The organism is Streptomyces sp. NPDC046900 (assembly GCF_040644975.1).
Classification (GTDB): domain Bacteria; phylum Actinomycetota; class Actinomycetes; order Streptomycetales; family Streptomycetaceae; genus Streptomyces.
In genome coordinates, this window is the sequence record NZ_JBEYXD010000066.1 from 1 (window position 1) to 23,920 (window position 23,920).

At 69.2% G+C, this 23,920-nt stretch carries 19 protein-coding genes; 9 read left to right on the forward strand and 10 right to left on the reverse strand.

Annotated elements, in window-relative coordinates:
* Positions 1-182 precede the first annotated feature (182 nt).
* Positions 183-1,055 (reverse strand): glycerophosphodiester phosphodiesterase family protein, encoded by an 873-nt coding sequence (locus tag ABZ904_RS37960; protein ID WP_359392323.1) that lies wholly within the window; start codon positions 1,053-1,055, stop codon positions 183-185.
* 278 nt (positions 1,056-1,333) lie between these two features.
* Between ABZ904_RS37960 and ABZ904_RS37965 the strand changes: the two genes are divergently transcribed.
* The 6 genes from ABZ904_RS37965 to ABZ904_RS37990 all read left to right on the forward strand — a co-directional run bounded on the left by ABZ904_RS37965 (position 1,334) and on the right by ABZ904_RS37990 (position 9,654).
* Entirely contained in the window at positions 1,334-2,200 is an 867-nt protein-coding gene (locus ABZ904_RS37965; RefSeq protein ID WP_359392325.1) for an MHYT domain-containing protein, read from the forward strand.
* Positions 2,201-2,239: 39 nt separating this feature from the next.
* Positions 2,240-4,378, forward strand: coding sequence for an excinuclease ABC subunit UvrB (gene uvrB, locus ABZ904_RS37970; RefSeq protein ID WP_359392327.1), 2,139 nt, complete (start codon positions 2,240-2,242; stop codon positions 4,376-4,378).
* 158 nt (positions 4,379-4,536) lie between these two features.
* A complete protein-coding gene (locus ABZ904_RS37975; RefSeq protein ID WP_359392329.1) occupies positions 4,537-5,115 on the forward strand; it encodes a TerD family protein in 579 nt (192 codons plus the stop codon).
* 45 nt (positions 5,116-5,160) lie between these two features.
* Positions 5,161-7,125, forward strand: a complete 1,965-nt coding sequence (locus ABZ904_RS37980) for a TerD family protein (protein WP_360996921.1) — start codon at positions 5,161-5,163, stop codon at positions 7,123-7,125.
* Between the two features lie 293 nt (positions 7,126-7,418).
* Complete coding sequence (locus ABZ904_RS37985) at positions 7,419-8,423, forward strand: TerC/Alx family metal homeostasis membrane protein (protein WP_359392335.1); 1,005 nt, start codon at positions 7,419-7,421, stop codon at positions 8,421-8,423.
* A gap of 130 nt (positions 8,424-8,553) precedes the next feature.
* Entirely contained in the window at positions 8,554-9,654 is a 1,101-nt protein-coding gene (locus ABZ904_RS37990) for an ionic transporter y4hA (RefSeq protein ID WP_360996919.1), read from the forward strand.
* 10 nt (positions 9,655-9,664) lie between these two features.
* Here ABZ904_RS37990 and ABZ904_RS37995 read toward each other — a convergent pair whose 3' ends face one another.
* Positions 9,665-10,969, reverse strand: a complete 1,305-nt coding sequence (locus ABZ904_RS37995) for an MFS transporter (protein WP_361828713.1) — start codon at positions 10,967-10,969, stop codon at positions 9,665-9,667.
* Between the two features lie 299 nt (positions 10,970-11,268).
* Between ABZ904_RS37995 and aroQ the strand changes: the two genes are divergently transcribed.
* Entirely contained in the window at positions 11,269-11,742 is a 474-nt protein-coding gene (gene aroQ, locus ABZ904_RS38000; RefSeq protein ID WP_360996915.1) for a type II 3-dehydroquinate dehydratase, read from the forward strand.
* A gap of 289 nt (positions 11,743-12,031) precedes the next feature.
* On the opposite strand, the gene ABZ904_RS38005 is transcribed toward aroQ, so the two are convergent.
* The 5 genes from ABZ904_RS38005 to ABZ904_RS38025 all read right to left on the reverse strand — a co-directional run bounded on the left by ABZ904_RS38005 (position 12,032) and on the right by ABZ904_RS38025 (position 16,476).
* On the reverse strand, positions 12,032-12,760 hold the full coding sequence (locus ABZ904_RS38005) for an amino acid ABC transporter ATP-binding protein (RefSeq protein ID WP_360996933.1): 729 nt from the start codon (positions 12,758-12,760) through the stop codon (positions 12,032-12,034).
* Positions 12,761-12,825: 65 nt separating this feature from the next.
* A complete protein-coding gene (locus ABZ904_RS38010) occupies positions 12,826-13,776 on the reverse strand; it encodes an amino acid ABC transporter permease (protein ID WP_359392343.1) in 951 nt (316 codons plus the stop codon).
* A complete protein-coding gene (locus ABZ904_RS38015) occupies positions 13,773-14,657 on the reverse strand; it encodes an ABC transporter substrate-binding protein (RefSeq protein ID WP_360996912.1) in 885 nt (294 codons plus the stop codon). Before ABZ904_RS38015 ends, ABZ904_RS38010 begins: the two co-directional genes overlap by 4 nt.
* Before the next feature lie 435 nt (positions 14,658-15,092).
* On the reverse strand, positions 15,093-15,749 hold the full coding sequence (locus tag ABZ904_RS38020) for an MBL fold metallo-hydrolase (protein ID WP_359392347.1): 657 nt from the start codon (positions 15,747-15,749) through the stop codon (positions 15,093-15,095).
* Positions 15,750-15,771: 22 nt separating this feature from the next.
* Positions 15,772-16,476, reverse strand: a complete 705-nt coding sequence (locus tag ABZ904_RS38025) for a maleylpyruvate isomerase family mycothiol-dependent enzyme (protein WP_359392349.1) — start codon at positions 16,474-16,476, stop codon at positions 15,772-15,774.
* A gap of 222 nt (positions 16,477-16,698) precedes the next feature.
* Here ABZ904_RS38025 and uvrA point away from each other — a divergent pair, with 222 nt between their 5' ends.
* The gene (gene uvrA, locus ABZ904_RS38030) at positions 16,699-19,734 is read left to right on the forward strand and encodes an excinuclease ABC subunit UvrA (protein WP_359392351.1); all 3,036 of its coding nucleotides are present in this window, start codon (positions 16,699-16,701) and stop codon (positions 19,732-19,734) included.
* Positions 19,735-20,014: 280 nt separating this feature from the next.
* Here uvrA and ABZ904_RS38035 read toward each other — a convergent pair whose 3' ends face one another.
* Positions 20,015-20,935 carry a carbohydrate kinase gene (locus tag ABZ904_RS38035; protein ID WP_360996909.1) on the reverse strand — a complete coding sequence of 307 codons (921 nt, stop codon included), beginning with the start codon at positions 20,933-20,935 and terminating at the stop codon, positions 20,015-20,017.
* Positions 20,932-22,062: a LacI family DNA-binding transcriptional regulator gene (locus ABZ904_RS38040; RefSeq protein ID WP_360996906.1), complete on the reverse strand. Its 1,131-nt coding sequence runs from the start codon at positions 22,060-22,062 to the stop codon at positions 20,932-20,934. Before ABZ904_RS38040 ends, ABZ904_RS38035 begins: the two co-directional genes overlap by 4 nt.
* Positions 22,063-22,431: 369 nt before the next feature.
* On the opposite strand from ABZ904_RS38040, the gene ABZ904_RS38045 reads away from it, so the two are divergent.
* A complete protein-coding gene (locus ABZ904_RS38045; protein ID WP_360996904.1) occupies positions 22,432-22,857 on the forward strand; it encodes a Rieske (2Fe-2S) protein in 426 nt (141 codons plus the stop codon).
* A gap of 17 nt (positions 22,858-22,874) precedes the next feature.
* On the opposite strand, the gene ABZ904_RS38050 is transcribed toward ABZ904_RS38045, so the two are convergent.
* Positions 22,875-23,822, reverse strand: a complete 948-nt coding sequence (locus ABZ904_RS38050; RefSeq protein ID WP_360996902.1) for a hypothetical protein — start codon at positions 23,820-23,822, stop codon at positions 22,875-22,877.
* Positions 23,823-23,920 lie beyond the last annotated feature (98 nt).

Below are 23,920 nucleotides of genomic sequence, written 5' to 3' on the forward strand. Positions count from 1 at the left end.
GTCGCGAAGCGCTCCGGCAACCGGCCCGTCGACAACCACCCTACGAACCAAGCCCCGAGATCACCACGATCTGCTTGACGTCCGTTAGGAACTCAACGCCCCGGGCGCGGGTCGCGAGCCTCCCGTACTTCGCGGACGCGCGGCATCCAGCGGTTCGCGCGGAAGCCCGCGGACGCAGCGGATCAGTACGCGGTGACAGCTCTGCGTACCACGTCGGGCGCGTTCGTGATGATGCCGTCCACGCCGAACCCGGCCACCCGCCGGGCCTCGTCCGCGCTGTCGACGGTCCATGCGAAGACCTTCATCCTCTGGGCGTGCGAGCTCTTGAGCGCGTGGACCGCGGAGACGTAGCGGGAGGAGATCTTGGTGTACCGCGCGTTGATCTGGTCGGTGAAGCGGGCGAACACCGGTAGCTCCGTCACTCGTGGCGTGCCCAGATACGCGGTCCTGATCCCCGCCCGCAGCTCATGGACCTTACGCACACTGTCCGCACTGAAACTCTGGACGATCAGCCGGTTCCTGAGATGGTCGCGGTCGAGCCAGCCCTCGTCCTGCAGCAGCTTCACGGTCTGGCGCTCGATCCCCGGGTACAGCTCCGGATTCTTGATCTCCAGGACCAGCTTCTGATGGTTGTGCGAGACGCGCTGAAGGTACTGACGCAGCGTGGGTACGTGCACCCCCGCGTACCGGCGGCCGAACCAGCTGCCCGCGTCCAGCCGGGCGATCTCCCCGGCGGTGAAATCTTTCACCCTCCAGGGGGTTCGGTGCGGGAACACACGCTTGACGTCGGTGGTGCGGTCCAGGGTCGCGTCGTGGATCACCACGAGCCGGCCGTCCTTGGTGCGCTGCACATCGTTCTCGACCCAGCTGAAGCCCATGGCGGACGCCGTGTCGACAGCGGCCAGGGTGTTCTCCGGCGCATATGCGGAGGCGCCGCGGTGGGCGACGACGACGGTGCCGTCACCGCCTCTGGCGTCGGCCCGGGGGGTGGGCAGTATGGCGACGCTGAGCGTGAACAGAACGGTGGTCATGGCGGCGGCAACACGCGCGTGCATGCGTACTCCTGGCGTCGGTCGATGACACACGGCATCAAAGTGACGACGGTGAGTCAAGGGACACGTACGCAGGAAGTACACAGATTGACTGCAGTTGCCCCGTGCTGCACACAAGCACCACACAAGTGCGGCAGCGCCGTGATTCTTTGCCGGAAAATCGTTCGAGCGTTCCGGCGCGAGTCATACTCTCTGCGTCAACCCTGACCGTCGACGCGGTCCTGGGGATGGGGGGCATTTTTCGAGTCAGGTACGTATCAGGGCGGGAAGGGCAGTCGCGCATGCAAGGCACCGTCGACGGCTTCAGCTACGGACTGGTCACCCCCGTGGTGGCGTACCTCATGGCTTGCCTGGGCGGCGCGCTCGGTCTCCGCTGCACCACCAGATCGATGCTGGTCGCTCAGTCCTGGCGGGCCGGGTGGCTGGCGCTGGGGTCGGCCGCGATCGGGTCCGGCATCTGGACCATGCACTTCATCGCGATGATGGGGTTCTCCGTGAAGGAGACCCCCGTTCACTTCGACAGGGCCATGACGTTCGCGAGCCTCGCTGTCGCCATCGTCATGGTCGGCGTGGGTGTCTTCATCGTCGGCTACTGGGGGACGACCGGCGTGGCGCTCTTCACCGGCGGCACCATCACCGGTCTGGGCATCGCCTCCATGCACTACCTGGGCATGGCCGGGATGCGCCTGAACGGCGAGCTCAGGTACAACACCCTCACGGTCGCCGCCTCCGTCGTCATAGCGGTCGTCGCGGCGACTGCGGCACTCTGGGCGGCCGGACAGGTCCGCGGATTCCTCTGGAGCGTCGGTGCGAGCCTGGTCATGGGGCTCGCGGTCAGCGGCATGCACTACACGGGCATGGCGGCACTCACGGTCCATCTCCACCATTCGTCCGGGACTCCGGCCGGTGAGTCGTCGGCCGCCCTGCTCGCCCCTCTCATGATCGGTCCGCTCGTCTTCCTCTGCCTTGCCGGTGTCGTCGTGATCTTCGACCCGCAGATGGTCATGGGTCAGCCGCGCCGCACCCCGGTGGAGCGCAAGCCGGGCGTTCCGGCCCACCCCGAGATCGTCCACGCCGGTCGTCGTCCCTTGTCCCGCGCGGGGCAGCGCCCCGTGCACCGGGGCTTGCGCACCCCGCAGCGCCGCTGAGCCGTCCCCGTTGTCAGTGCGGGGTCGTACGGTGGTGACATGCGGCCCGTTTCACAGATCGAACGCACGGTGGCGCCCTTCGAGGTCGTCAGTCCCTATCAGCCGAGTGGCGACCAGCCCACGGCCATCGCTGAGCTGGAGAAGCGCGTCAGTGCAGGTGAGAAGGATGTCGTCCTGCTCGGCGCCACCGGCACCGGTAAGTCCGCCACCACCGCGTGGATGATCGAGAAGCTTCAGCGCCCCACCCTGGTGATGGCGCCGAACAAGACGCTGGCCGCCCAGCTGGCGAACGAGTTCCGCGAGCTCCTGCCGAACAACGCGGTCGAATACTTCGTCTCGTACTACGACTACTACCAGCCCGAGGCGTACGTCCCGCAGTCGGACACGTACATCGAGAAGGACTCCTCGATCAACGAGGAGGTGGAGCGACTGCGGCACTCCGCGACCAACTCGCTGCTCACCCGCCGCGACGTGATCGTGGTCGCCTCCGTCTCGTGCATCTACGGCCTCGGTACTCCCCAGGAGTACGTCGACCGCATGGTCAGCCTCAGGGTCGGCGACGAGATCGACCGCGACCAGCTGCTGCGCCGTTTCGTGGACATCCAGTACACGCGCAACGACATGGCGTTCGCCCGCGGCACCTTCCGAGTGCGCGGCGACACCATCGAGATCTTCCCGGTCTACGAGGAACTGGCCGTCCGGATCGAGATGTTCGGCGACGAGATCGAGGCCCTCTCCACCCTTCACCCGCTCACCGGCGAGGTCATCAGCGACGACCAGCAGTTGTACGTCTTCCCGGCCTCCCACTACATCGCGGGACCCGAGCGCATGGAGCGGGCGATCAACGGCATCGAGAAGGAGCTGACGGAGCGGCTGGCCGAACTGGAGAAGCAGGGCAAGCTGCTGGAGGCCCAGCGGCTGCGCATGCGCACGACGTACGACATCGAGATGCTCCGCCAGATCGGCACCTGCTCCGGGGTGGAGAACTACTCGATGCACTTCGACGCGCGTGAGCCCGGTTCCGCGCCGAACACCCTGCTGGACTACTTCCCGGAGGACTTCCTGCTCGTCATCGACGAGTCGCATGTCACCGTCCCGCAGATCGGGGCGATGTACGAGGGCGACGCGTCCCGCAAACGCACTCTCGTCGAGCACGGCTTCCGGCTGCCCTCCGCCCTGGACAACCGCCCCCTGAAGTGGGAAGAGTTCCAGGGACGCATCGGCCAGACCGTCTATCTCTCCGCGACCCCGGGACAGTACGAGCTGTCCCGCTCCGACGGTCAGGTCGAGCAGATCATCCGCCCCACCGGTCTCGTCGACCCGGAGGTCGTGGTCAAGCCCACCGAGGGCCAGATCGACGACCTGGTGCACGAGATCCGCCAGCGGACCGAGAAGGACGAACGCGTCCTGGTCACCACACTCACCAAGAAGATGGCCGAGGACCTGACCGACTACTTCCTCGAGCTCGGCATCCAGGTGCGCTATCTGCACAGCGACGTGGACACCCTGCGCCGGGTCGAGTTGCTGCGGGAGTTGCGGGCGGGCGAGTACGACGTCCTGGTCGGCATCAACCTCCTCCGCGAGGGCCTCGACCTGCCCGAGGTCTCCCTGGTGGCGATCCTCGACGCCGACAAGGAGGGCTTCCTGCGCTCGGGGACCTCGCTCATCCAGACCATCGGCCGCGCCGCGCGCAATGTCTCCGGCCAGGTCCACATGTACGCCGACAAGATCACCCCGGCGATGGAGAAGGCCATCGAGGAGACCAACCGCCGCCGGGAGAAGCAGATCGCCTACAACACCGCGAACGGCGTCGACCCCCAGCCGCTCCGCAAGAAGATCAACGACATCGTGGCGCAGATCGCCCGCGAGGACGTCGACACGGAGCAGCTGCTCGGCACGGGCTACCGCAAGGCCAAGGACGGCAAGGCCGCCAAGAGTCCCGTGCCCTCGCTCGGTCGTGAGGGGGCCAAGGGAGCCAAGGCCGCCAAGGGCAAGGCCAAGGAGACGGTCCCCACCGACCGCCCCGCGACCGAACTGGCCGAGCAGATCGAGGAACTGACGGAACGAATGCGGGCCGCCGCGGCGGACCTGCAGTTCGAGATCGCGGCCCGGCTGCGCGACGAGGTCTCCGAAATGAAGAAGGAACTGCGTCAGATGAGGGAGGCGGGCCTGGCCTGACGTCCCGTCGCCCGTCCCGGACCCCGGCCGCCACGCGGTGTGTTGCAAGACCGACACAAAGCGCGGTCCGGGGTTCGGCACTGTCAGTGCCGCTGCGTAGGGTTTTGGAATCCGCGGACTCCGCGGCCAACCGGGGACAGCTTGAGAGGGGACAGCGCGTGACCGTCAACTTGACCAAGGGTCAGGCCATCAGTCTGCAGAAGAACGACGGAGGCTCGCTGACCGCGGTGCGGATGGGGCTGGGCTGGCAGGCCGCTCCCCGGCGCGGCCTCTTCGGCACGCGCACCCGGGAGATCGACCTTGACGCGTCCGCGGTGCTCTTCGCCGACAAGCAGCCCGTGGACGTCGTCTTCTTCCGCCACCTCGTGAGCGACGACGGATCGGTGAGGCACACCGGTGACAACCTCGTCGGCGGTGCGGGCCAGGGCGGGGACGACGAGGCGATCCTCGTCGACCTGCAGCGTGTCCCGGTCCACATCGACCAGATCATCTTCACGGTGAACTCGTTCACGGGCCAGACGTTCCAGGAGGTGCAGAACGCGTTCTGCCGCCTTGTCGACGAGACCAACGGCCAGGAACTGGCCCGCTACACCCTTGCGGGCGGCGGCGCGTACACGGCGCAGATCATGGCCAAGGTGCACCGTGCGGGTGAGGGCTGGACGATGACGGCCCTCGGTACTCCGGCCAACGGCCGCACCTTCCAGGACCTGATGCCGGCGATCCTGCCGCATCTGTAGGCGGTCGAACGCCTGGGACACGAAGCGACATAGGGGGACAAGGCGATGACGGCCGAACTGGTCCGGGGACAGAACCACCCGCTTCCCCAGGCCCGACTCGAGGTCCGGGTGTCGGCCGGCAAGCCGATCGTGGCGGGGGCCACGCTCAGCGACGCGGAGGGCAGGATACGCGGCGCCGAGTGGGTGGCCCACCCCGGCGCGCCTGTACTGCCGGGCCTGGAGGTTTCCAGGCAGGCGGCGGCCGACCACCGTCTCGCCTTCGACCTCGACGCTCTGCCGGAGATCGTGCACCGGGTCACGGTGCTGCTCGCCCTGCCGACGGGAACGGGCGGCCCGCAGCGGTTCGGCGCCGTGGCCGCGCCCTTCGTCGCGGTCACCGGGCTCGACGGCGCCGAGGTCGCCAGCTACACCATCACCGGGCTGGATTCCGAGTCCGCCGTCATCGCGCTGGAGCTCTACCGTCGGCAGGGTGCGTGGAAGGTGCGCGCGGTCGGCCAGGGATACGCGGGCGGGCTCGCCGAGCTCCTCACGGACCAGGGCCTGTCCGAGGCCCGGCAACTCGCGGGCAGCATCAACGAGGCGGTGGTTCAGGGCCTGGCCCGCTCGGTGGCACCGCCTCCGCCGCGTCTGCCGGAAAGCGACCGGACACGGCCGACGCCGGCTCCTGCGGCGCCTCAGGGTGCCTCCGGCTCCGTTCCGCCGCAGCGCAATGCGCCCGACGTGCCGCAACAGGGATCTCCGTACGACCTCACCGGGGCGCCGAGCCCTGCCACCCACTCCGCATCCGACGGCCCGATCGACTACACCCATCCCCGCCGGCAGTCGGCGGCACCGCCGCCGCCCCCGCCGGCCGCACCCCCCGCCCCGCCCGGGCAGCCGGCACAGCCCGTCGCCGGTGACGCGACCGGCTGGTCCATGGAAGAGCGGCTGTACAACCAGGTGTGGGGCATGTTCGAGGACTTGGCGCGCACAGCGGCCGCGTACCGCAGTGCCGTCGACTTCGCCGATTCGCGTATGGAGCAGGAGCTGGACAAGGTCCTGTCCGATCCGCGTAGCCGGATCGGCGGACAGGGAGACGCCGCACGCCAGGCGGCGCAGGCCAAGCACACCCAGCTCGTCAGCCAGGCAAGGGCAGCGCTCGACCGCGACCTCACCCAGCTCATCGCTGAGTCGGGCGTCGTCGAGCCCGCCCTGCCTCCTGCGTTCGCGCGCTGGGACAACCCGGTCTGGCACGGCTACCGGGTGCCGATGGAGATCCCCATGGCCGTGCGACTCGGTGATCTGCACCTGCCCGAGTGCGAGAGCCTTCACATCCCCATGCTGATGAGACTGCCCTTGGAGCGGGGGCTGTGGATCGACAGCGGTCGTTCCGGATCCCTGGACGCGCTGGCGGACCCGGACGAACTGCACCGCCTCGCCATGGAGACGGCGGTGGCGCACGCGGCCCGGCTGATCGCCGTCTATCCGGCGGCGGAGTTCGCGGTGCACGTCATCGACCCGGCAGGTTCGGGGGCCCCGGCGCTCGCACCCCTGGTGACATCGGGGGTGCTGACCGCTCCGCCCGCCGCCGGCGCCGAGGGCGTGGCCGACGTGCTCAGCAGACTGACCCAGCGCGTGGACCTGGTGCAGATGGCGGTGCGCGGCGGGGCGGCCGACGCGCTGCCGCCCGGCCTCGACACAGCTGAACAGCTCCTGATCGTGAACGACTTCCCCCACGGCTTCGACGACCGCGCCGTGACCCAGCTGCGTTACCTCGCTGACGAGGGACCGGCCGTGGGTGTCCATCTGATGATGGTTGCCGACCGGGAGGACGCGGCCGCCTACGGTCCGCTGCTCGATCCGCTGTGGCGTTCGCTGCTGCGGCTCACCCCTGGGCCTGACGATCACCTGGCGGACCCCTGGGTCGGTCATGCCTGGACGTATGAGCCGCCGCGTGTTCCGCGGGGCAGCCAGGTGCTCCATCAGGTGCTCGCCCGGATCGCCGAGACGCGCCGCTCCTGGAACCGGTGAGGCCCGGACTCGGTAACGGACTCTCACCTAGAGTAAGTAAAGTGCTCTGACCAGCGAGTTTGGGTATTTCTTTACCGATTCCTTTACCTTTCCTTGGTGATTCGGGTACTCTCTTTCTCACGGAGGGGAGTACTCCCTACCTGCTGCGGCGTACCCGTCAATACGGATCGGCCAGATCCCGGGGCGTCGGCCCGCAGCCGTCGAGCGCGCCATGCGCTTCCGGTTCCGCGGGTGGAAGAGACCTCCGGCAGCGACGACGCTGACAACTGCCGTGACGTACTGCCGGAGGCGCAGTGGATATTTCCCTGACCCTGTGGGTCCTCACGATCGCGGGCCTCGCCGCCCTGATCGCGGTCGATTTCTTCATCGGCCGCAAGCCGCACGACGTATCGATCAAGGAAGCCGGCATCTGGACGCTCGTCTGGATCACCCTCGCCGGACTGTTCGGACTCGGCCTGCTCGTCTTCGGCGGCGGCCAGCCCGCCGGAGAGTTCTTCGCCGGCTTCATCACCGAGAAGTCGCTGAGCGTCGACAACCTCTTCGTCTTCGTCCTGATCATGGCGAAGTTCGCGGTGCCTTCGCAGTACCAACAGCGCGTACTCCTCGTCGGAGTGCTGATAGCCCTGGTGCTGCGGGCCGTCTTCATCGCCGCGGGCGCCGCCATCATCGCCTCCTTCTCCTGGGTCTTCTTCCTCTTCGGTGCCTTCCTGATCTGGACCGCCTGGAAGCTGATCCAGGAGGCCAGGTCCGATGAGGAGGACGAGGAGTACGAGGAGAACAGGCTGCTGAAGGCCGTCGAGCGCCGATTCGGCGTGGCCGACCGGTATCACGGCACCAAGCTGTGGATCCAGCAGAACGGCAAGCGAGTCATGACGCCGATGCTGGTCGTGATGCTTGCCCTCGGCACCACGGACGTGCTTTTCGCGCTCGACTCCATACCGGCGATCTTCGGGCTGACCCAGGACCCGTACATCGTCTTCACGGCCAACGCGTTCGCCCTGATGGGGTTGAGGCAGCTCTACTTCCTCATCGGCGGCCTGCTCAAGAAGCTGGTCCACCTCTCGTACGGACTGTCGGTCATCCTCGGCTTCATCGGCGTCAAGCTGGTGCTGCACGCTCTCCACGAGTCCGGGGTTCACGTACCCGAGATCTCCATACCGGTCTCGCTCGGCGTGATCTGCGCGGTCCTGATCGTCACGACGACCACCAGCCTGATGGCCTCCCGGAGGCAGCAGGCGGCAGCGGGTGGCGCGGAGGAGAACGCCGCGGGCGCTCCGAAGGACAGCGTCGAGGCCTGACTGTGCCGAGCTTCGACATCACCGGGTGCGCCATGGCGAACCCGCGAGCGTCCCTCGCGAGTTCACCGTGCGGAACGACAGCGACAGGACCGGAAATGCGGGCCCCGGGTACGTCTGCGAGGATCGCTGCATGATCGTCGGGGTCCGGTCCCTCGCGGTGCGGTGGACGGCCATCGTGCCCGTGGTCGCAGTGGTCCTGCTGACCTTGACCTGGGGCAGCCATCTCCCGGCTGCGGTCGTGCCTCTGGTGACATTGGTGCTGGCCGGTTCCGTCCTGGCCGCGGTCCACCACGCCGAAGTGGTCGCCCACCGGGTCGGTGAGCCCTTCGGTTCGCTTGTGCTCGCCATCGCGGTCACGGTCATCGAGGTCGCGCTCATCGTCACCTTGATGGCGGACGGCGGCGCCAAGACCGCGAGCCTGGCCCGCGACACCGTCTTCGCGGCGGTGATGATCGCATGCAACGGGGTCGTGGGCCTGAGCCTGCTGGTCGCCTCACTGCGGCACGGGATCGCGGTCTTCAACCCCGAGGGCACCGGAGCCGCTCTCGCCACCGTCGCGACACTGGCCACCCTCAGCCTGGTCCTGCCGACCTTCACCACCAGCAAGCCCGGCCCGGAGTTCTCCGGGCCGCAGCTCACGTTCGCCGCACTCTCCTCACTGGTTCTGTACGGCTTGTTCGTGACGACCCAGACCGTGCGGCACCGCGACTACTTCCTGCCGATCACCCGGCAGGGGGAGGTGATCACGGTGGACGACCATGCGCACGCACCGTCCACCCGGACCGCGGCCCGCAGTCTCGGCCTGCTCGGCCTCGCTCTCATCGGCGTCGTCGGACTCGCCAAAGGTGTCTCGCCCACTATCGAGTCCGGGGTTGCGGCGGCCGGCATGCCCCCGGCCGTCGTCGGCGTGATCATCGCACTTCTGGTGTTGCTGCCCGAGACCATCGCCGCACTGCGGTCGGCACGCCGCGACCGGGTCCAGACGAGCCTCAACCTCGCCCTCGGTTCGGCGATGGCCAGCATCGGCCTGACCATCCCCGCAGTCGCCTTGGCGTCCGTGTTCCTCTCCGGACCGCTCGTCCTCGGTCTCGGCCCTGTCCATATGGTGCTGCTCGCTCTGACCGTGGTCGTGAGTTCTCTGACCGTGGTCCCCGGGCGTGCGACGCCCCTTCAGGGAGGTGTGCATCTGGTGATCTTCGCGGCCTACCTCGAGCTGGCGGTCACCCCGTAGGCCTTGTCCTTCACCCGCGTGCCGGTTCCCTGACGGCGACCGGCACGGGACGGGTCTCGGGCAGCAGCGCGAAGCAACCCAGGCTGAGCACGGCCACGGCCGTCAGATAGGCGCCGACACCCCAGGGCACCCGGCCACCGTGCTCGACCAGCGCGGTGGCCACGATCGGGGTGAGAGCGCCGCCGAGCACCCCTCCGAGGTTGTAGCCCACCGCAGCGCCCGTGCAACGCACCCGGGGTTCGTACAGTTCCGGCAGATACGCGGCGACCACGGCGAACATCGTGATGAAGGCGAGCATCGCCCCGAGAAAACCCAGGGACATCAGCAGCGGCTTGCCCGTCGACAGCAGTGCGACCAGCGGGAACATCCACAGGACGGCGCCACCGCAGCCCGTGAGGCACAGGAGGCGCCGTCCGTGGCGGTCACCCAGGAGGGCCAGCAGCGGAGTGAGGGCGCCTTGCGCCACGACGACACCCATGACGCATGCCAGCATGACCGTGCGGTCGACGTCTAGCCGCTCCGTCGCGTACGCGAGCGACCAGGTCGTCACGGCATAGAAGACCGCGTACCCGACCGCGAGGGCCCCGGCCGTCAGCAGGACGAGCCGCCAGTGCCGGCGCACGACTTCGACGAGCCGCACGCGCGCATGGTCTTCGAGGCCCAGGAAGAGCGGGCTCTCGGCGAGCGAACCGCGGAGCCATAGCCCGGCGACCGCGAGGGCCCCCGCCGCCCAGAACGGAATCCGCCACCCCCAGGCGGCGAACTGCGCCTCCGACAGCGTCGCCGACAGCCCCAGCATCACGCCGTTGGCCAGTACGAAGCCGAGCGAGGGACCCACCTGCGGAAAGCTCGACCACAGCACGCGGCGCCGGGCCGGCGCGTGCTCGGCGATCAGCAGCACCGCGCCGCCCCACTCCCCACCGAGCCCGAGTCCCTGAAGAAAGCGCAACGCGAGCAGGAGCGCGGGAGCGGCCGTACCGATCGTCCCGTACGTCGGCAGACAGCCGACCGCCACGGTCGCGGCTCCGGTCAGCAACAAGGACGCCACGAGCACCGGCCGCCTTCCGCGCCGGTCCCCGATGTGACCGAACAGCACCGAGCCCAGCGGCCGCGCCAGGAAGCCGATCCCGAAGGTCCCGAACGCCGCCAGCGTGCCCGCCACCGGCGAGAACGTCGGGAAGAACAAGGGGCCGAGGACCAGGGCGGCCGCGGTCCCGTAGACGAAGAAGTCGTAGAACTCGATGGCCGTCCCCGCGAGCGAAGCGGCGGCGAGGTGGAGCAGGGAGGGAGCCCTTACGGTGCGTACATCGCGCATGTCGCGTCAGCTACCCAGCGTGACAGGGAGTTACGGGGGCTTGCGGGGGCTCGGCGCCCTGGATGGGTGAGGCGGGCGTGCGCCCGGTGCATCGGGGCGTCAGCAGGTGACAGTGATGCGGGGAAGCCCGGCCGACGGCGAGACGACGGCCACCCGGTCACCGGGGTTGAGCGAGGGCGGACACGGCGGGTGCGTCATGACGAAGGCCAAGAGACATCGTCCACCCGCCGCATCGTGATAGACCGGGGCTGAGCCGCGGTCCGACCTGGGCCGGCAGATCTCAACGGACCGGAGGAATTGTGCCCCGCACTCTCGCCAACGCCCCGATCATGGTCCTCAACGGTCCCAACCTGAACCTCCTCGGGCAGCGCCAGCCGGAGATCTACGGCTCCGACACACTGGCGGACGTCGAGGCCCTGTGTGTGAAGACGGCGGCCGCGCTCGGGGGCACGGTGGACTTCCGGCAGTCCAACCACGAGGGCGACCTGGTCGAGTGGATCCATGAGGCGCGCCTGAACCACGCCGGGATCGTGATCAACCCGGCCGCCTACTCGCACACTTCCATCGCGCTTCTCGACGCGCTCAACACCTGCGACGGCCTGCCGGTGCTGGAGGTCCACATCTCCAACATCCACCAGCGCGAGCAGTTCCGTCACCACTCGTACGTCTCCCTGCGTGCCGACGGTGTCATCGCCGGATGCGGAGTACAGGGGTACGCGTTCGCGGTGGAGCGGGTCGCGGCACTTGCAGCAGCGGGCTCGCAAGATACGTGACGGGCCGTCACCAGACGGACGCCGCTGGTGAAGTGCGGTTGTCAGTGGTGGGTGCCACGATCGACGCATGAACTACTTCGACGCATCGACCGCTGCGGACCCCCGCGGGAGCCGCGGCCTGCGACGCACCGGCTGGGTACCTACCGCCCAGCGGGCGACGAGGCGTTACCGCCTTCCCACTGGTTTGTGCACGCTCGTGGAGCCGCGGCGCTGGGCAGAGATACCGGAGGGAAGCACGTTGCTGCCCTGAGCCGGGAGAAGCCGGCCTCCGTCGTCGAGCGCCTGTGTCTCAGAGCCGCCCCGCCTCCACGATCCGGCGCAGAAAGCGACGCGTGCGCTCCTGCTGCGGATCGCCGAAGACCTGCTCGGCCGTGCCCCGTTCCAGGACCACACCGCCGTCCAGGAAGCAGACCTGGTCGGCGACCTCGCGGGCGAAGCCCATTTCATGGGTGGCCAGGACCATGGTCATGCCGTCGCCCTTCAGGTCCCGGACAAGGGCGAGGACCTCGCCCACGAGTTCGGGGTCGAGGGCCGCGGTGACCTCGTCCAGGAGAAGCAGCCGTGGCCGTACGGCCAGCGCGCGCACGATGGCGACGCGCTGCTGCTGGCCGCCGCTCAGCCGGTCCGGGTACTCGGCCCCCTTGGCGCCGAGCCCGAGCCGCTCGAGCAGCTCGCGGGCCTGCTCCTCGGCCGTCGCGCGGTCCACGCCGTGCACACGGCGCGGTGCGAGCGTGATGTTCTCCAGGACCGTCATGTGCGGGAAGAGGTTGTACGCCTGGAAGACCACGCCGATCCGGCGGCGGACGGCGTCCTGATCGACGCGCGGGTCGGTGATCTCCTCGCCGTCCAGCCAGATGGCGCCGTCGTCGATGTCCTCCAGGAGGTTCGCGCAGCGCAGCAGCGTCGACTTGCCCGAGCCGGAGGCACCGATCAGCGCCGTCACTGTGTGCGGGGCGACCTGCAGATCGACCTCCCGCAAAACGACCGTGCCGCCGAAGGTCTTGCGGACGGACTCCATGCGCAGCACGGGCGAACCGGAAGCCCCGTCGCTCTCGTTGGCGTCCGACTTGTCGAGGGTGTCGCTCACAGGTTCCCTCCCTGCGCCCGCTGCCGGTCCATCCGGGCGGTGACCCAGTCCGTGAAGCGGGTCATCGGGATGGTCAGCGCCACGAAGACGAGTCCCGCGACGATGTACGGCGTGTAGTTGAGGCTCCGGCCCACGATGATGTCGGCCGCCCGCACCGCGTCGACGGCGCCGCCGATCGAGACCAGCCCGGTGTCCTTCTGGAGGGACACGAGGTCGTTCAGCAGCGGCGGCACCTGACGGCGCACGGCCTGGGGGAGCACCACATGACGCAGTGCCTGCCGGTTGGTGAGGCCGAGCGAGCGGGCCGCAGCACGCTGCGAGGGGTGGACCGACTCGATGCCGGCGCGGAACACCTCGGCGACATACGCGGAGTACGTCAGCGTGAGCGCCGTCCCGCCGAGCAGCACCGGGTCGACGGTCACGCCCTGCAGGCGCAGCGCGGGGACGCCGAGCACCACGATCATCAGATTGATGATCAGCGGGAGTCCACGGAAGAAGTCGGTGTAGGCGGCGGCGAGCACGCGCAACGGGAAGAACACCGGCCCGCGCAGCGTGCGGGCGACGGCGATCAGCATGCCGAGGACGAGGACCGCGACTCCGCACACCAGCAGCAGGCGGACGTTGAGCCACAGCCCCTCGAGGACCTTGGGGAGCGCCTCGCGTGCGTACTGAGCGCTGAAGAACGTCTCCTTGGTGCGCGGCCACCCGGGCGCGTTGACGACGACCAGATAGAGGACGACGCCGGTGATCAGGGTCGAGAGTGCGGCGACGGCCGTCGCACGGCGGGCGCGGGCGCGCCGGTGACGCTCCCGCTCGAGCCGCCGCTGGGAGGGGACGTATGTGTCGCCCCCGCCGGGCATGTCCGTCGTGCCGTCCCCGGCGACCGTGGCGTCCTCGCCGGAGTCCTCTCCTGACTCCTCTCCCGACTCCTCCTTGGCGACCGTCACTTGAGCACCGGAGCGTCGACGGCGTCGGAGAGCCACTGCTGCTCGAGCTTCGCCAGCGTGCGGTCCTTGCGCAGCGCGTCCACGGCGGAGCTCACACACCGGGTGAGAGCGCTGCCCTTGTCGAGTACCAGTCCGAACTGCTCTCGCGTACCGCCCTGGTTCTCGAACTGGCCGACGATCTTCGCATCGGTCACTTCGGCCGCGGTGATGTAGAAGGCGGTCGGCAGGTCGGTGACGATGGCGTCGACCTGACCGTTCTTCAGGGCAGACTTGGCCTGGTCGTTCTTGGCGTAGACGGCCGGCTGCTGCTTCGGCTTCACCACGTCGGTGATGTAGCCGAGGCTGGTGGTGCCGACCTGTGCGCCCAGCTTGACGTCCTGCAGGTCCGCGATGCTCTTCGCCTGCGCGGCCTTGGAACCCTTCAGCGCGATGACGGCCTGACGGACGTCGTAGTAGCCGGACGAGAAATCGACGGCCTTCTTGCGCTCCTCGCTGATCGACACCTGATTGATGTCGAAGTCGAAGGTCTTCACGCCCGGCGCGAAGGCCTTGTTGAACGGAACGGTCTGCCAGACAACGGCGTTCCTGTCGTAGCCGAGTTGCTTCGCCACGGCGTAGGCGACCGCCGACTCGAAGCCCTCGCCGTTGGACGGCTTGTCGTCCTTGAACCAGGGCTCGTAGGCGGGCTCGTCGGTCGCGATCGTCAGTTTGCCGGACGTCTTCGTGGTCAATTCGCCCCTCGCGCAGGCCCCGGCGCTCGTCCCGGAGGCCCCGGCGTGAGCGTTCTCCTCGGGCTGCGGGGCGCAGCCCACGACGAGAGCCAGCAGGGCGACGGTGGTGCCGGACGCGGCACGGCGCAGGGCGTGTTGGGCGAGTCGCATGGCGGGAGAGTGACAGCGCGACATCTGGTTTGTCGAGGTCATCCGGGCAACTGTCCGCATGGTGGGAGCGGGTGTTGCATTCATGTGAACGCGCGGTCGTGCGCCCGGGCCGGGGCCGCCGGTCGAGGGCGGGATCGAGGGACCGGCGGCCCGTGCCACGCAGGAGCCGTCATCCTGCGCGGGGCTGCTTCCAGTTGAGCGTGTAATCAGATGCGGGGGGAGCGCGCGCGAGCCCTCAGCGCGTGCGAACGATTCACACGGGGCGCGTACGTGGGTTCTCGCGCGGCGTGTTGGTGCACTCCGAGCGCGCGGGACGCTGTCCTCGCGCCCGGGCGCTCACCACGCTCGCGCGTTCAGTACTCCCGTGCGCCCCCGCTCAGCACAACACGCGCACTCCCATACGAACCCGCGCTCACCACTCCCGCGCGATCGCGCTCACCACCCGCGCGCGTGCCACTCCGGAAGGTGCGGGCGCTCGGTGCCCAGCGTGGTGTCGTTGCCGTGCCCGGGGTAGACCCAGGTCTCGTCCGGAAGCACGTCGAAGATCTTCGTCTCGACGTCGTGGATCAGACGGGCGAAGGCCTTCGCGTCCTTGTGCGTGTTGCCGACCCCGCCGGGGAAGAGGCAGTCCCCGGTGAACACGTGCGGGTGTCCGTGCGGGTCGTCGTAGACGAGGGCGATCGAGCCCGGCGTGTGGCCGACCAGATGACGCGCGGTCAGCTCGACCTGCCCCACCCGGATCGTGTCGCCGTCGTCGACCGGGACGTCCGTGGGGACGGGAATTCCCTCGGCGTCTTGACGCCCCGCGTACGTCCGTGCCCCCGTGGCCGCCACGACCTCGGCGAGGGCCTGCCAGTGGTCGCCGTGCCGGTGCGTGGTGACGACGGACGCGATGCCGTCGTCACCGATCATGCCGAGCAGTGTGTGCGCGTCGTTGGCCGCGTCGATCAGCAACTGTTCGTCGGTGGCCCGGCAACGCAGCAGATAGGCGTTGTTGTCCATGGGACCGACCGCGATCTTGGTGATCATCAGGTCCTTCAGCTCGTGCACGTCGGCCGGCCCGCCGACGGTCACTGCTCCGCTGTACGTCATGGCTGCCAGCCTACCGACGAGGTCACAGCGGGGGCAGCGCGGGCAGCGCCGTGCTCCGGCCGAGTGCGGTCAGGCCGTCGCCCCGGGTGCGTCCGGAGAGCCAGCCCAGCAGCGCGTGGGCGGGGCCGGACACGGTGAGCGGCTCGGAGTCGGCCTGCCGGCCGGTGCGCCGGACGGGGCGGCCCGGGTCCTCCGTCACGGACAGCGTGATGCCCGGGACCTGGGGATGGTCCCTGAAGCGGTCGGCGAGGAAGTCGATCTCCCGGTCCGCGAACTCCGTGGGCACATCCTCCAGCTCGTAGCCGATCCCGAGGTCGACGTGGTGCAGTTCGACCTCGGCCCACCGCCGGAAGGGCAGCCGGGCCGCCGAGTCCGTGACTCCGTTGCGCAGTTCCACCGTGCGGGACCAGTCCGCGGGCGCGACCCCGGTCTCATGGAAACGGGCCGCGCTCTCGCGCAGGTCGGTGAGCTGGACGTCCAGGGGCCGCGGGGCGCCGCGCTCGATGTCGGCGTCCCGGGCCTCGCCGGAGACATACATGGGACGCCCTTGCAGGACGTTGACGAGTGCGTCCGCGTTACGGGCGAGGTGGGCGAGGACATGACCGCGGGTCCAGCCCGGCAGCCGTGACGGCTCGGCCAGCACGGCGTTGTCCAGTTTGGAGACTGCGGTCAGCAGTCGTTCGGTCGCGTCACGTACAGACGCCAGGTCGTGCGCGTGATCAATCATGAGGCGACCCTAGCCTCCGCCACTCCTTCGAGTGAAGGACGCGGACCACCCCCGCAAATCGAATGCACGTGCTATAAGGTCGAGTGCGGCGTCGGGCATGCTGGATAGCCCGGGATTGTTATGAACCCAGGAATCCGACCGGCGTTGTCAGTGGCTCCCCCTAGTCTGAGAAACACGGGGGCCTCGCCCCTGTCGCTTCTCTCAAGAAAGGTGCGGACCGGCGTGGCCGACCGTCTCATCGTCCGTGGCGCGCGCGAGCACAATCTGAAGAATGTCTCGCTCGACCTGCCGCGTGACGCGCTCATCGTCTTCACGGGCCTGTCGGGGTCGGGCAAGTCCTCGCTGGCCTTCGACACGATCTTCGCCGAGGGTCAGCGACGTTACGTGGAGTCGCTGTCCTCGTACGCTCGGCAGTTCCTCGGGCAGATGGACAAGCCGGACGTCGATTTCATCGAGGGGCTCTCGCCGGCGGTCTCCATCGACCAGAAGTCGACCTCACGCAATCCGCGTTCGACGGTCGGCACGATCACCGAGGTCTACGACTACCTCCGTCTGCTCTTCGCGCGGATCGGCAAGCCCCACTGTCCCGAGTGCGGCCGTCCCATCTCGCGCCAGTCGCCGCAGGCCATCGTCGACAAGGTCCTGGAGCTTCCGGAGGGGAGCCGCTTCCAGGTGCTCTCACCGCTGGTGCGCGAGCGCAAGGGAGAGTTCGTCGACCTCTTCGCGGACCTGCAGACCAAGGGCTACAGCCGTGCGCGTGTGGACGGGGAGACGATCCAGCTCTCCAGCCCGCCCACGCTGAAGAAGCAGGAGAAGCACACCATCGAGGTGGTCGTCGACCGCCTCACGGTGAAGGACTCCGCCAAGCGTCGCCTCACCGACTCCGTGGAGACGGCACTCGGCCTGTCGGGCGGCATGGTGGTGCTCGACTTCGTAGACCTCCCCGAGGACGACCCCGAGCGCGAGCGCATGTACTCGGAGCACCTGTACTGCCCGTACGACGACCTGTCCTTCGAGGAACTGGAGCCCCGCTCCTTCTCCTTCAACTCGCCCTTCGGCGCCTGCCCCGAGTGCACCGGCATCGGCACGCGCATGGAGGTCGACCCCGAGCTGATCGTTCCGGACCCGGACAAGACCCTCGACGAGGGTGCCATCCACCCCTGGTCGCACGGACACACCAAGGACTACTTCGGCCGTCTCATCGGGGCCCTGGCGGACGCGCTGGGATTCCGAACCGACATCCCCTTCGCGGGACTGCCGCAGCGCGCCAAGAAGGCCCTGCTCCACGGCCACAAGACGCAGATCGAGGTCCGCTACCGGAACCGGTACGGGCGCGAGCGCGTGTACACGACGCCTTTCGAAGGCGCCGTCCCCTTCGTCAAGCGCCGGCACAGTGAGGCCGAGAGCGACGCCAGCCGGGAGCGCTTCGAGGGCTACATGCGCGAGGTGCCCTGCCCCACCTGTCAGGGCACGCGTCTCAAGCCGGTCGTCCTGGCGGTCACGATCATGGGCAGGTCGATCGCGGAGATCTCCGCCATGTCGATCAGCGATTGCGCGGAGTTCCTGGGTGAGCTGACGCTCGACGCCCGCGACAAGAAGATCGCCGAGCGCGTCCTGAAGGAGGTCAACGAGCGGCTGCGGTTCCTGGTGGACGTCGGACTCGACTACCTCTCGCTGAACCGCGCGGCCGGCACGCTCTCCGGCGGCGAGGCCCAGCGCATCCGCCTCGCCACCCAGATCGGCTCCGGCCTCGTCGGCGTCCTGTACGTGCTCGACGAGCCGTCCATCGGTCTGCACCAGCGTGACAACCACCGGCTGATCGAGACCCTGGTCAGGCTGCGCGACATGGGCAACACGCTCATCGTCGTGGAGCACGACGAGGACACGATCAAGGTCGCCGACTGGGTCGTCGACATCGGTCCCGGCGCGGGTGAGCACGGCGGCAAGGTCGTACACAGCGGCTCCCTGAAGGAACTGCTCGCCAACGACGAGTCGCAGACCGGCCAGTACCTGTCGGGCAAGAAGTCCATCCCGCTGCCCGACATCCGGCGACCGCGCGACCCGTCCCGGCAGCTCACCGTGCACGGCGCCCGTGAGAACAACCTCCAGGACATCGACGTGTCCTTCCCGCTCGGCGTGTTCACGGCCGTCACGGGTGTCTCCGGCTCCGGAAAGTCGACACTGGTCAACGACATCCTCTACACCCACCTGGCCCGCGAGCTGAACGGTGCGAGGAACGTCCCCGGGCGGCACACGCGCGTGGACGGCGACGACCTCGTCGACAAGGTCGTGCACGTCGACCAGTCGCCCATCGGCCGCACCCCGCGATCGAACCCGGCGACCTACACCGGCGTCTTCGACCACATCCGCAAGCTGTTCGCCGAGACCACCGAGGCGAAGGTCCGCGGCTACATGCCCGGCCGCTTCTCCTTCAACGTCAAGGGTGGCCGCTGCGAGAACTGCGCGGGCGACGGCACCATCAAGATCGAGATGAACTTCCTCCCGGACGTCTACGTCCCGTGCGAGGTCTGCCACGGCGCCCGCTACAACCGGGAGACCTTGGAGGTCCACTACAAGGGCAAGTCCATCGCCGAGGTCCTGAACATGCCGATCGAGGAGGCCCTGCACTTCTTCGAGGCCGTTCCGGCGATCGCCCGCCATCTGAACACGCTGCACGACGTCGGTCTCGGCTACGTCCGCCTCGGCCAGTCGGCGACCACCCTGTCCGGCGGTGAGGCCCAGCGTGTGAAGCTCGCCAGTGAACTGCAGAAGCGATCCACCGGACGCACGGTCTACGTTCTGGACGAGCCGACCACCGGTCTGCACTTCGAGGACATCAGCAAGCTGCTGAGGGTGCTCGGCGGACTGGTCGAGAAGGGCAACACGGTCATCGTCATCGAGCACAACCTCGACGTGATCAAGACCGCCGACTGGATCGTCGACATGGGTCCCGAGGGCGGCGCGGGCGGCGGTCTCGTGGTGGCCGAGGGCACGCCCGAGGAGGTCGCGGGGGTCCCGTCCAGCCACACCGGGAAGTTCCTGCGGGAGGTCCTCGGCGCGGAGCGCGTCAGCGATGCCGCATCCGTGAAGGCCCCTCGCAAGGCGGTCGCGAAGACGGTCGCCGCCACGTCGAAGGCGACGAAGACGGCAACGGCAAGGACGGTGAAGACCGCCAACAACACGGCGGCCAAGAAGCCGGCCGGCGCGACGAAGAAGGCAGCCCCCGCGAAGAAGACCACACGGGCACGCAAGGCCTGATAAACCCGGACGAAAAGCCCGGAACACCCGGTGCCCCGCGGGAACGCCCCGCGGGGCACCGCGCGTTCTGCGCCGGGGCTGCCGGGGCTGCCGGGGCTGCCGGAGTAGACGGAGTAGACGGAGTAGACGGAGCCCGCGGGTGCTGGTCTCGCCGGCCACCTGCCGGCAGACGAGACCGCGGCGCCGGCCCGGACCCGGCCGGGCGGCGCGCACCCGGCGCCCTACCGGCAGAGGCTTGCCGCCCCACCGGGCCTGGCGAACGAGGCCCGGTGAACCCGGACTAAAGGCCGGTCGGTTCGGATAGTTCGGATGCGTACGGGGGCTCCGCACCGGCCCGGGAGCAGGTGATCGCAGCGGCGCGGGCCGCGAAGCCCAGCAGTTCGGTCCAGCCGTCGGCGTCCAGCGCGTCCAGTGCGGCGGGGGAGAGGGCGTCGCGGGCAGCCAGGCCGTGCAGCAGCGCCGCGTTGACGGTGTCGCCCGCGCCGATCGTGTCCACGACGGCGACGGGCACACCAGGCACGGAATGCTCCGCCCCGTCCCGGGTGAAGACCGTCAGTCCGTCGCCGCCGTGGGTGATCACGACGGCCGCAGGGCCGGAGGCCAGCCACTCGCGCGGCGTGCCGCCCAGCCACTCCGCGTCCTCCACCGAGAGCTTCAGCAGCGACACCGCCGGCAGCCAGCTCTTGAACCTGGCCCGGTACGCGTCCGGGTCCGGGATCAGCACCGCGCGGATGTTCGGGTCGAGGGTCGTGAAGACGCCCTGCGCGGCGGCGCTGCGCATCAGCTCCTCGTACGCGCTCGCCCCCGGTTCCAGGACGAGGGAGCAGGTGCCGAACGAGACGGCCCGGGTGCCCTGTGGAAGGCCGGCCGGTGCGGTGAAGAGCCGGTCGGCGGTGCCGTCGACGTAGAAGGAGTACGCGGCCGAGCCGTTCTCGTCGACAGTGGCCACCGCCAGAGTGGTCGGCTCGGTGCCGCGTCGGACGGCCGAGACGTCCACGCCCGCCCGGCGCAACCCGTCGAGCAGGGCTTCCCCGAAGGCGTCGGAAGAGGTGCGGGAGCAGAAGGCTGTGGGAGATCCGAGCCGGCCGAGCGCGACGGCGGTGTTGTACGGGCCGCCGCCCAGCGCCGGTTTCAGGGGCGCGAGCGCGCCCGTGCCTTGGGGGACGAGGTCGATCAGGGCCTCACCGGCGACGACGATCACGAGACATTTCCCTTCTCGGAGGGGGTGTCGGGACAGCCGCACGAGGTGCGGTGGACGAACGCGCAGGGCAGCCGCACGGTGCGCGAGGGACGGCCAGGGGACTCCATACGGTCCAGCAGCAGCCGCACGGCCCGGGCGCCGATCTCCTTGCTCGGCTGGGAGATCGCGGTGAGCCGGGGGGAGAACAGATCGGCCCAGGCGAAGTCGTCGAAGCAGCACAGCGCCAGGTCCTCCGGCACGGACAGACCGCGGTCGCGCAGGGTGCGCAGCGCGCCGATGGTCATCGCGTTGTTGCCGGTGACCAGGGCTGTCGGCGGTGCGGCCAGTGACAGCAGGGCGGCGGTGGCGCGTTCAGCACCTGCGGCCGCGGAGGCGCCGTGCACCACCAGCCGCTCGTCGTGGGTCAGCCCCGCGGCTGCGAGGCCTTGCCGGTAGCCGCTGATCCGCTCGGTCGTCGTGCTGAGCCCGGGCAGGCCCGCAACGAGACCGATGCGCCGGTGGCCGAGCCCGGCGAGATGGGTAACCAGCCGAGCCATGGGTTCGGCGTTCTCGGAGCAGATCTGGTCGAACCGGAAGCGAGTGCCTTGCCTGTCTCGCTCGGACCCGTTTCCGGTGGGCTGTCCTGGAGGCGTGCCCGGGGGCACGGTGTCGGCGGTCCTGCCGGTGGCGAGCCGGTCCGCGTCCACCAGCCGGTCGAGGAACACGGTCGGCACGGCATGCCGTGCGAGATGGGCGAGAAGTCCGTCAGGGTTCGCCGAGGGCGCGACGATCACTCCGTCGACGCGACGCTCGTGCAGGAGCCGTACGGCCTTGCGCTCGTGTTCCGGGTCGTCATGCGGGTCGGCGATCAGCAGGCTGAAACCGTGCTCAAGGGCTTCGGCCTCGACGCCTTGGAGGATCTCCGTGAAGTAGGGGTTGCTGATCGCCGACACCGCGAGCCCGATGGACCGGGTACGAGACGTCACCAGGGAACGGGCGAGTGTGTTCGGTGTGTAGCCCAGTGCGTCGATGGCGTCCAGCACCGCCTGACGGGTGTGGGGCAGCACCGGCCGGGTGTCGTTGAGGACATGCGAGACGGTGGCGACGGACACACCGGCGCTCCGTGCGACATCGGCCATGGTTGCCATCGCGTCCCCTCCTCGGACCGCCTGGCCGGGAAAGCTATCCCATTCGGCGGCCGACGTAAACGCTTGCGCAAGCGTTTACGTCTCCCACCCGCCCTCATGCTGTCTTGTGGCTTCGGCTTCATGTAGCTCTGTCTCCTCGCCACCCCCGACCGAGCCCCGCCCCGACCTATGGGCGTGAGCCCCACCCCGCCCCAGCGCGCGAGCCCCCGTCACCGCCCAGCGCCGAGGCCCCGCCCCGCCCCAGTGCGTCAGCCTTGCCGCGGCCCGCCCGCATGAGCCCCGCCCCGGCCCAAGGCGGAATGAATGCCACCGGTATCGTCGGTGTGTTCCGGCACCCGCTGGACACTGGCTCTGAGCAGTGGAGATCCCATGTCCGACCGTCCCTCGGCGACCCGTCGTACCGTCCTTCGCGGGGCCGCGCTCACCCCGGTCGTCGGCCTCGGTCTCGCGGCCTGTTCGGCAGCCGGTAACGGCGGTGGGGCGCCCGCCACACCGACCGCGCCGGTCTCGCTGGGACCCGAGAGCGAGATCCCCCAGGGCGGCGCGAAGCTGTACCGGGACGCGAACGTCGTGGTGAGCCGCACCGCGGACGGCCTGAAGGCGTACAGCACGATCTGCACGCACGCGGGATGTGCCATCGACAAACTGGACGGCACGACGCTGATCTGCCCCTGCCACGGCAGCCGGTTCGACGCCCTCACCGGCAAGGTGGTGCAGGCTCCGGCCACCGAGCCGCTGCACGAGCTGTCAGCAGAGGTGAAAAACGGCGGGATCGTGGCGGGTCCGGCGGCCTGAGGGCTAGCAGGGCCCAGTCACTCCCAGTCCCATCCGATCCCCACCAGGCCCGCCCGGACCCGCGGTTCCACCAGGTGGACCGACCGATGGTGACCGCTCAGGGCGAGCTCCTGCCGGCCGCTGCGCGGGGCGGCGACGGAATGCTGGGTGAACCGGTGGCACCGTACGGGCACCGCGTCCTCGTCGAAGCACACCTGAAGCGCGTACTGCCCGCCCGCGAAAGTGAAGCCGCGGACGTACTCGCCGGACACGCCTGCGGTGCCGTCCTCGAAGCCGTACCGGAAGAGAAACGTATCGCCGCTGGTCAGCCGGGTGTCGAAGAGCAGCTCGGCGACCAGCACGCCGGTCTCGCTGTGCCAGCGCACCCGCTCCGTGCGGCAGTTCTCCAGGGCGTGGACCGCGATCCGCTCCGGGGCGCACCCCGGGTCGCCGTGGTGGATGGCGATATAGCGGTCCACACCGTCCCTGTGCGCACGCACTATGTGGTGCGACTCGCGGGCCAGTAGTTCCCGGCGCGCCCCGATGCGGACGCGCTCATGGTGGCCGATGGTGTGCAGTCCGCCGTCGAGCGGTGACTCGAACTCGGCGAGAAGGCGCTCCAGCACGCCCGAGGCCTCCACCAGGGACCGGTACGAACGGCCCGGGGGCCGGTCCGGGTCGGGCCGATCGTCGGTGCTGGTCAGCAGCCGGATCAGTGACTCGTCGGGCAGTTGGAGGATCTCCTCGAGGGCGCGCACCGCGCGCAGGGACTCGGGACGCTGCGGGCGTCGCGCCCCCTGTTGCCAGTAGCTCAGGCTCGTCACGCCGACCTTGACCCCGTACCGCGACAGATGGTGCTGCACACGCTGGAGCGGCAGTCCGCGAGCGGCGATCGCGGCGCGCAGCGCGACATGGAAGGGGCCGCCGCGCAGGGTCGCCTCCAACTCCGCCGGGACGAGGTCCGCGTGCTGTGTGCCGTGCCGCATACAGAGGGGCCTTTCTGTGCATGTTCACGACGGCTGGTCAGACCGTGCGCAGGGTCGTTCCGGTCCGTGCGGGATCCGTTCAGAAGCGGACCCCACCG

Bases quoted from the DNA above. Each gene is read 5' to 3' on its own strand.
- ABZ904_RS38025 (WP_359392349.1), bottom strand. From the start codon at position 16,476: ATGATTGATCACGCGCACGACCTGGCGTCTGTACGTGACGCGACCGAA.
- ABZ904_RS38015 (WP_360996912.1), bottom strand. From the start codon at position 14,657: ATGCGACTCGCCCAACACGCCCTGCGCCGTGCCGCGTCCGGCACCACC.
- ABZ904_RS38040 (WP_360996906.1), bottom strand. From the start codon at position 22,062: ATGGCAACCATGGCCGATGTCGCACGGAGCGCCGGTGTGTCCGTCGCC.
- ABZ904_RS37980 (WP_360996921.1), top strand. From the start codon at position 5,161: ATGACGGCCGAACTGGTCCGGGGACAGAACCACCCGCTTCCCCAGGCC.
- ABZ904_RS37965 (WP_359392325.1), top strand. From the start codon at position 1,334: ATGCAAGGCACCGTCGACGGCTTCAGCTACGGACTGGTCACCCCCGTG.
- ABZ904_RS38050 (WP_360996902.1), bottom strand. From the start codon at position 23,822: ATGCGGCACGGCACACAGCACGCGGACCTCGTCCCGGCGGAGTTGGAG.
- ABZ904_RS37960 (WP_359392323.1), bottom strand. From the start codon at position 1,055: ATGCACGCGCGTGTTGCCGCCGCCATGACCACCGTTCTGTTCACGCTC.
- ABZ904_RS37990 (WP_360996919.1), top strand. From the start codon at position 8,554: ATGATCGTCGGGGTCCGGTCCCTCGCGGTGCGGTGGACGGCCATCGTG.
- ABZ904_RS38045 (WP_360996904.1), top strand. From the start codon at position 22,432: ATGTCCGACCGTCCCTCGGCGACCCGTCGTACCGTCCTTCGCGGGGCC.
- uvrB (WP_359392327.1), top strand. From the start codon at position 2,240: ATGCGGCCCGTTTCACAGATCGAACGCACGGTGGCGCCCTTCGAGGTC.
- ABZ904_RS38005 (WP_360996933.1), bottom strand. From the start codon at position 12,760: ATGGAGTCCGTCCGCAAGACCTTCGGCGGCACGGTCGTTTTGCGGGAG.
- ABZ904_RS38020 (WP_359392347.1), bottom strand. From the start codon at position 15,749: ATGACGTACAGCGGAGCAGTGACCGTCGGCGGGCCGGCCGACGTGCAC.
- ABZ904_RS37995 (WP_361828713.1), bottom strand. From the start codon at position 10,969: ATGCGCGATGTACGCACCGTAAGGGCTCCCTCCCTGCTCCACCTCGCC.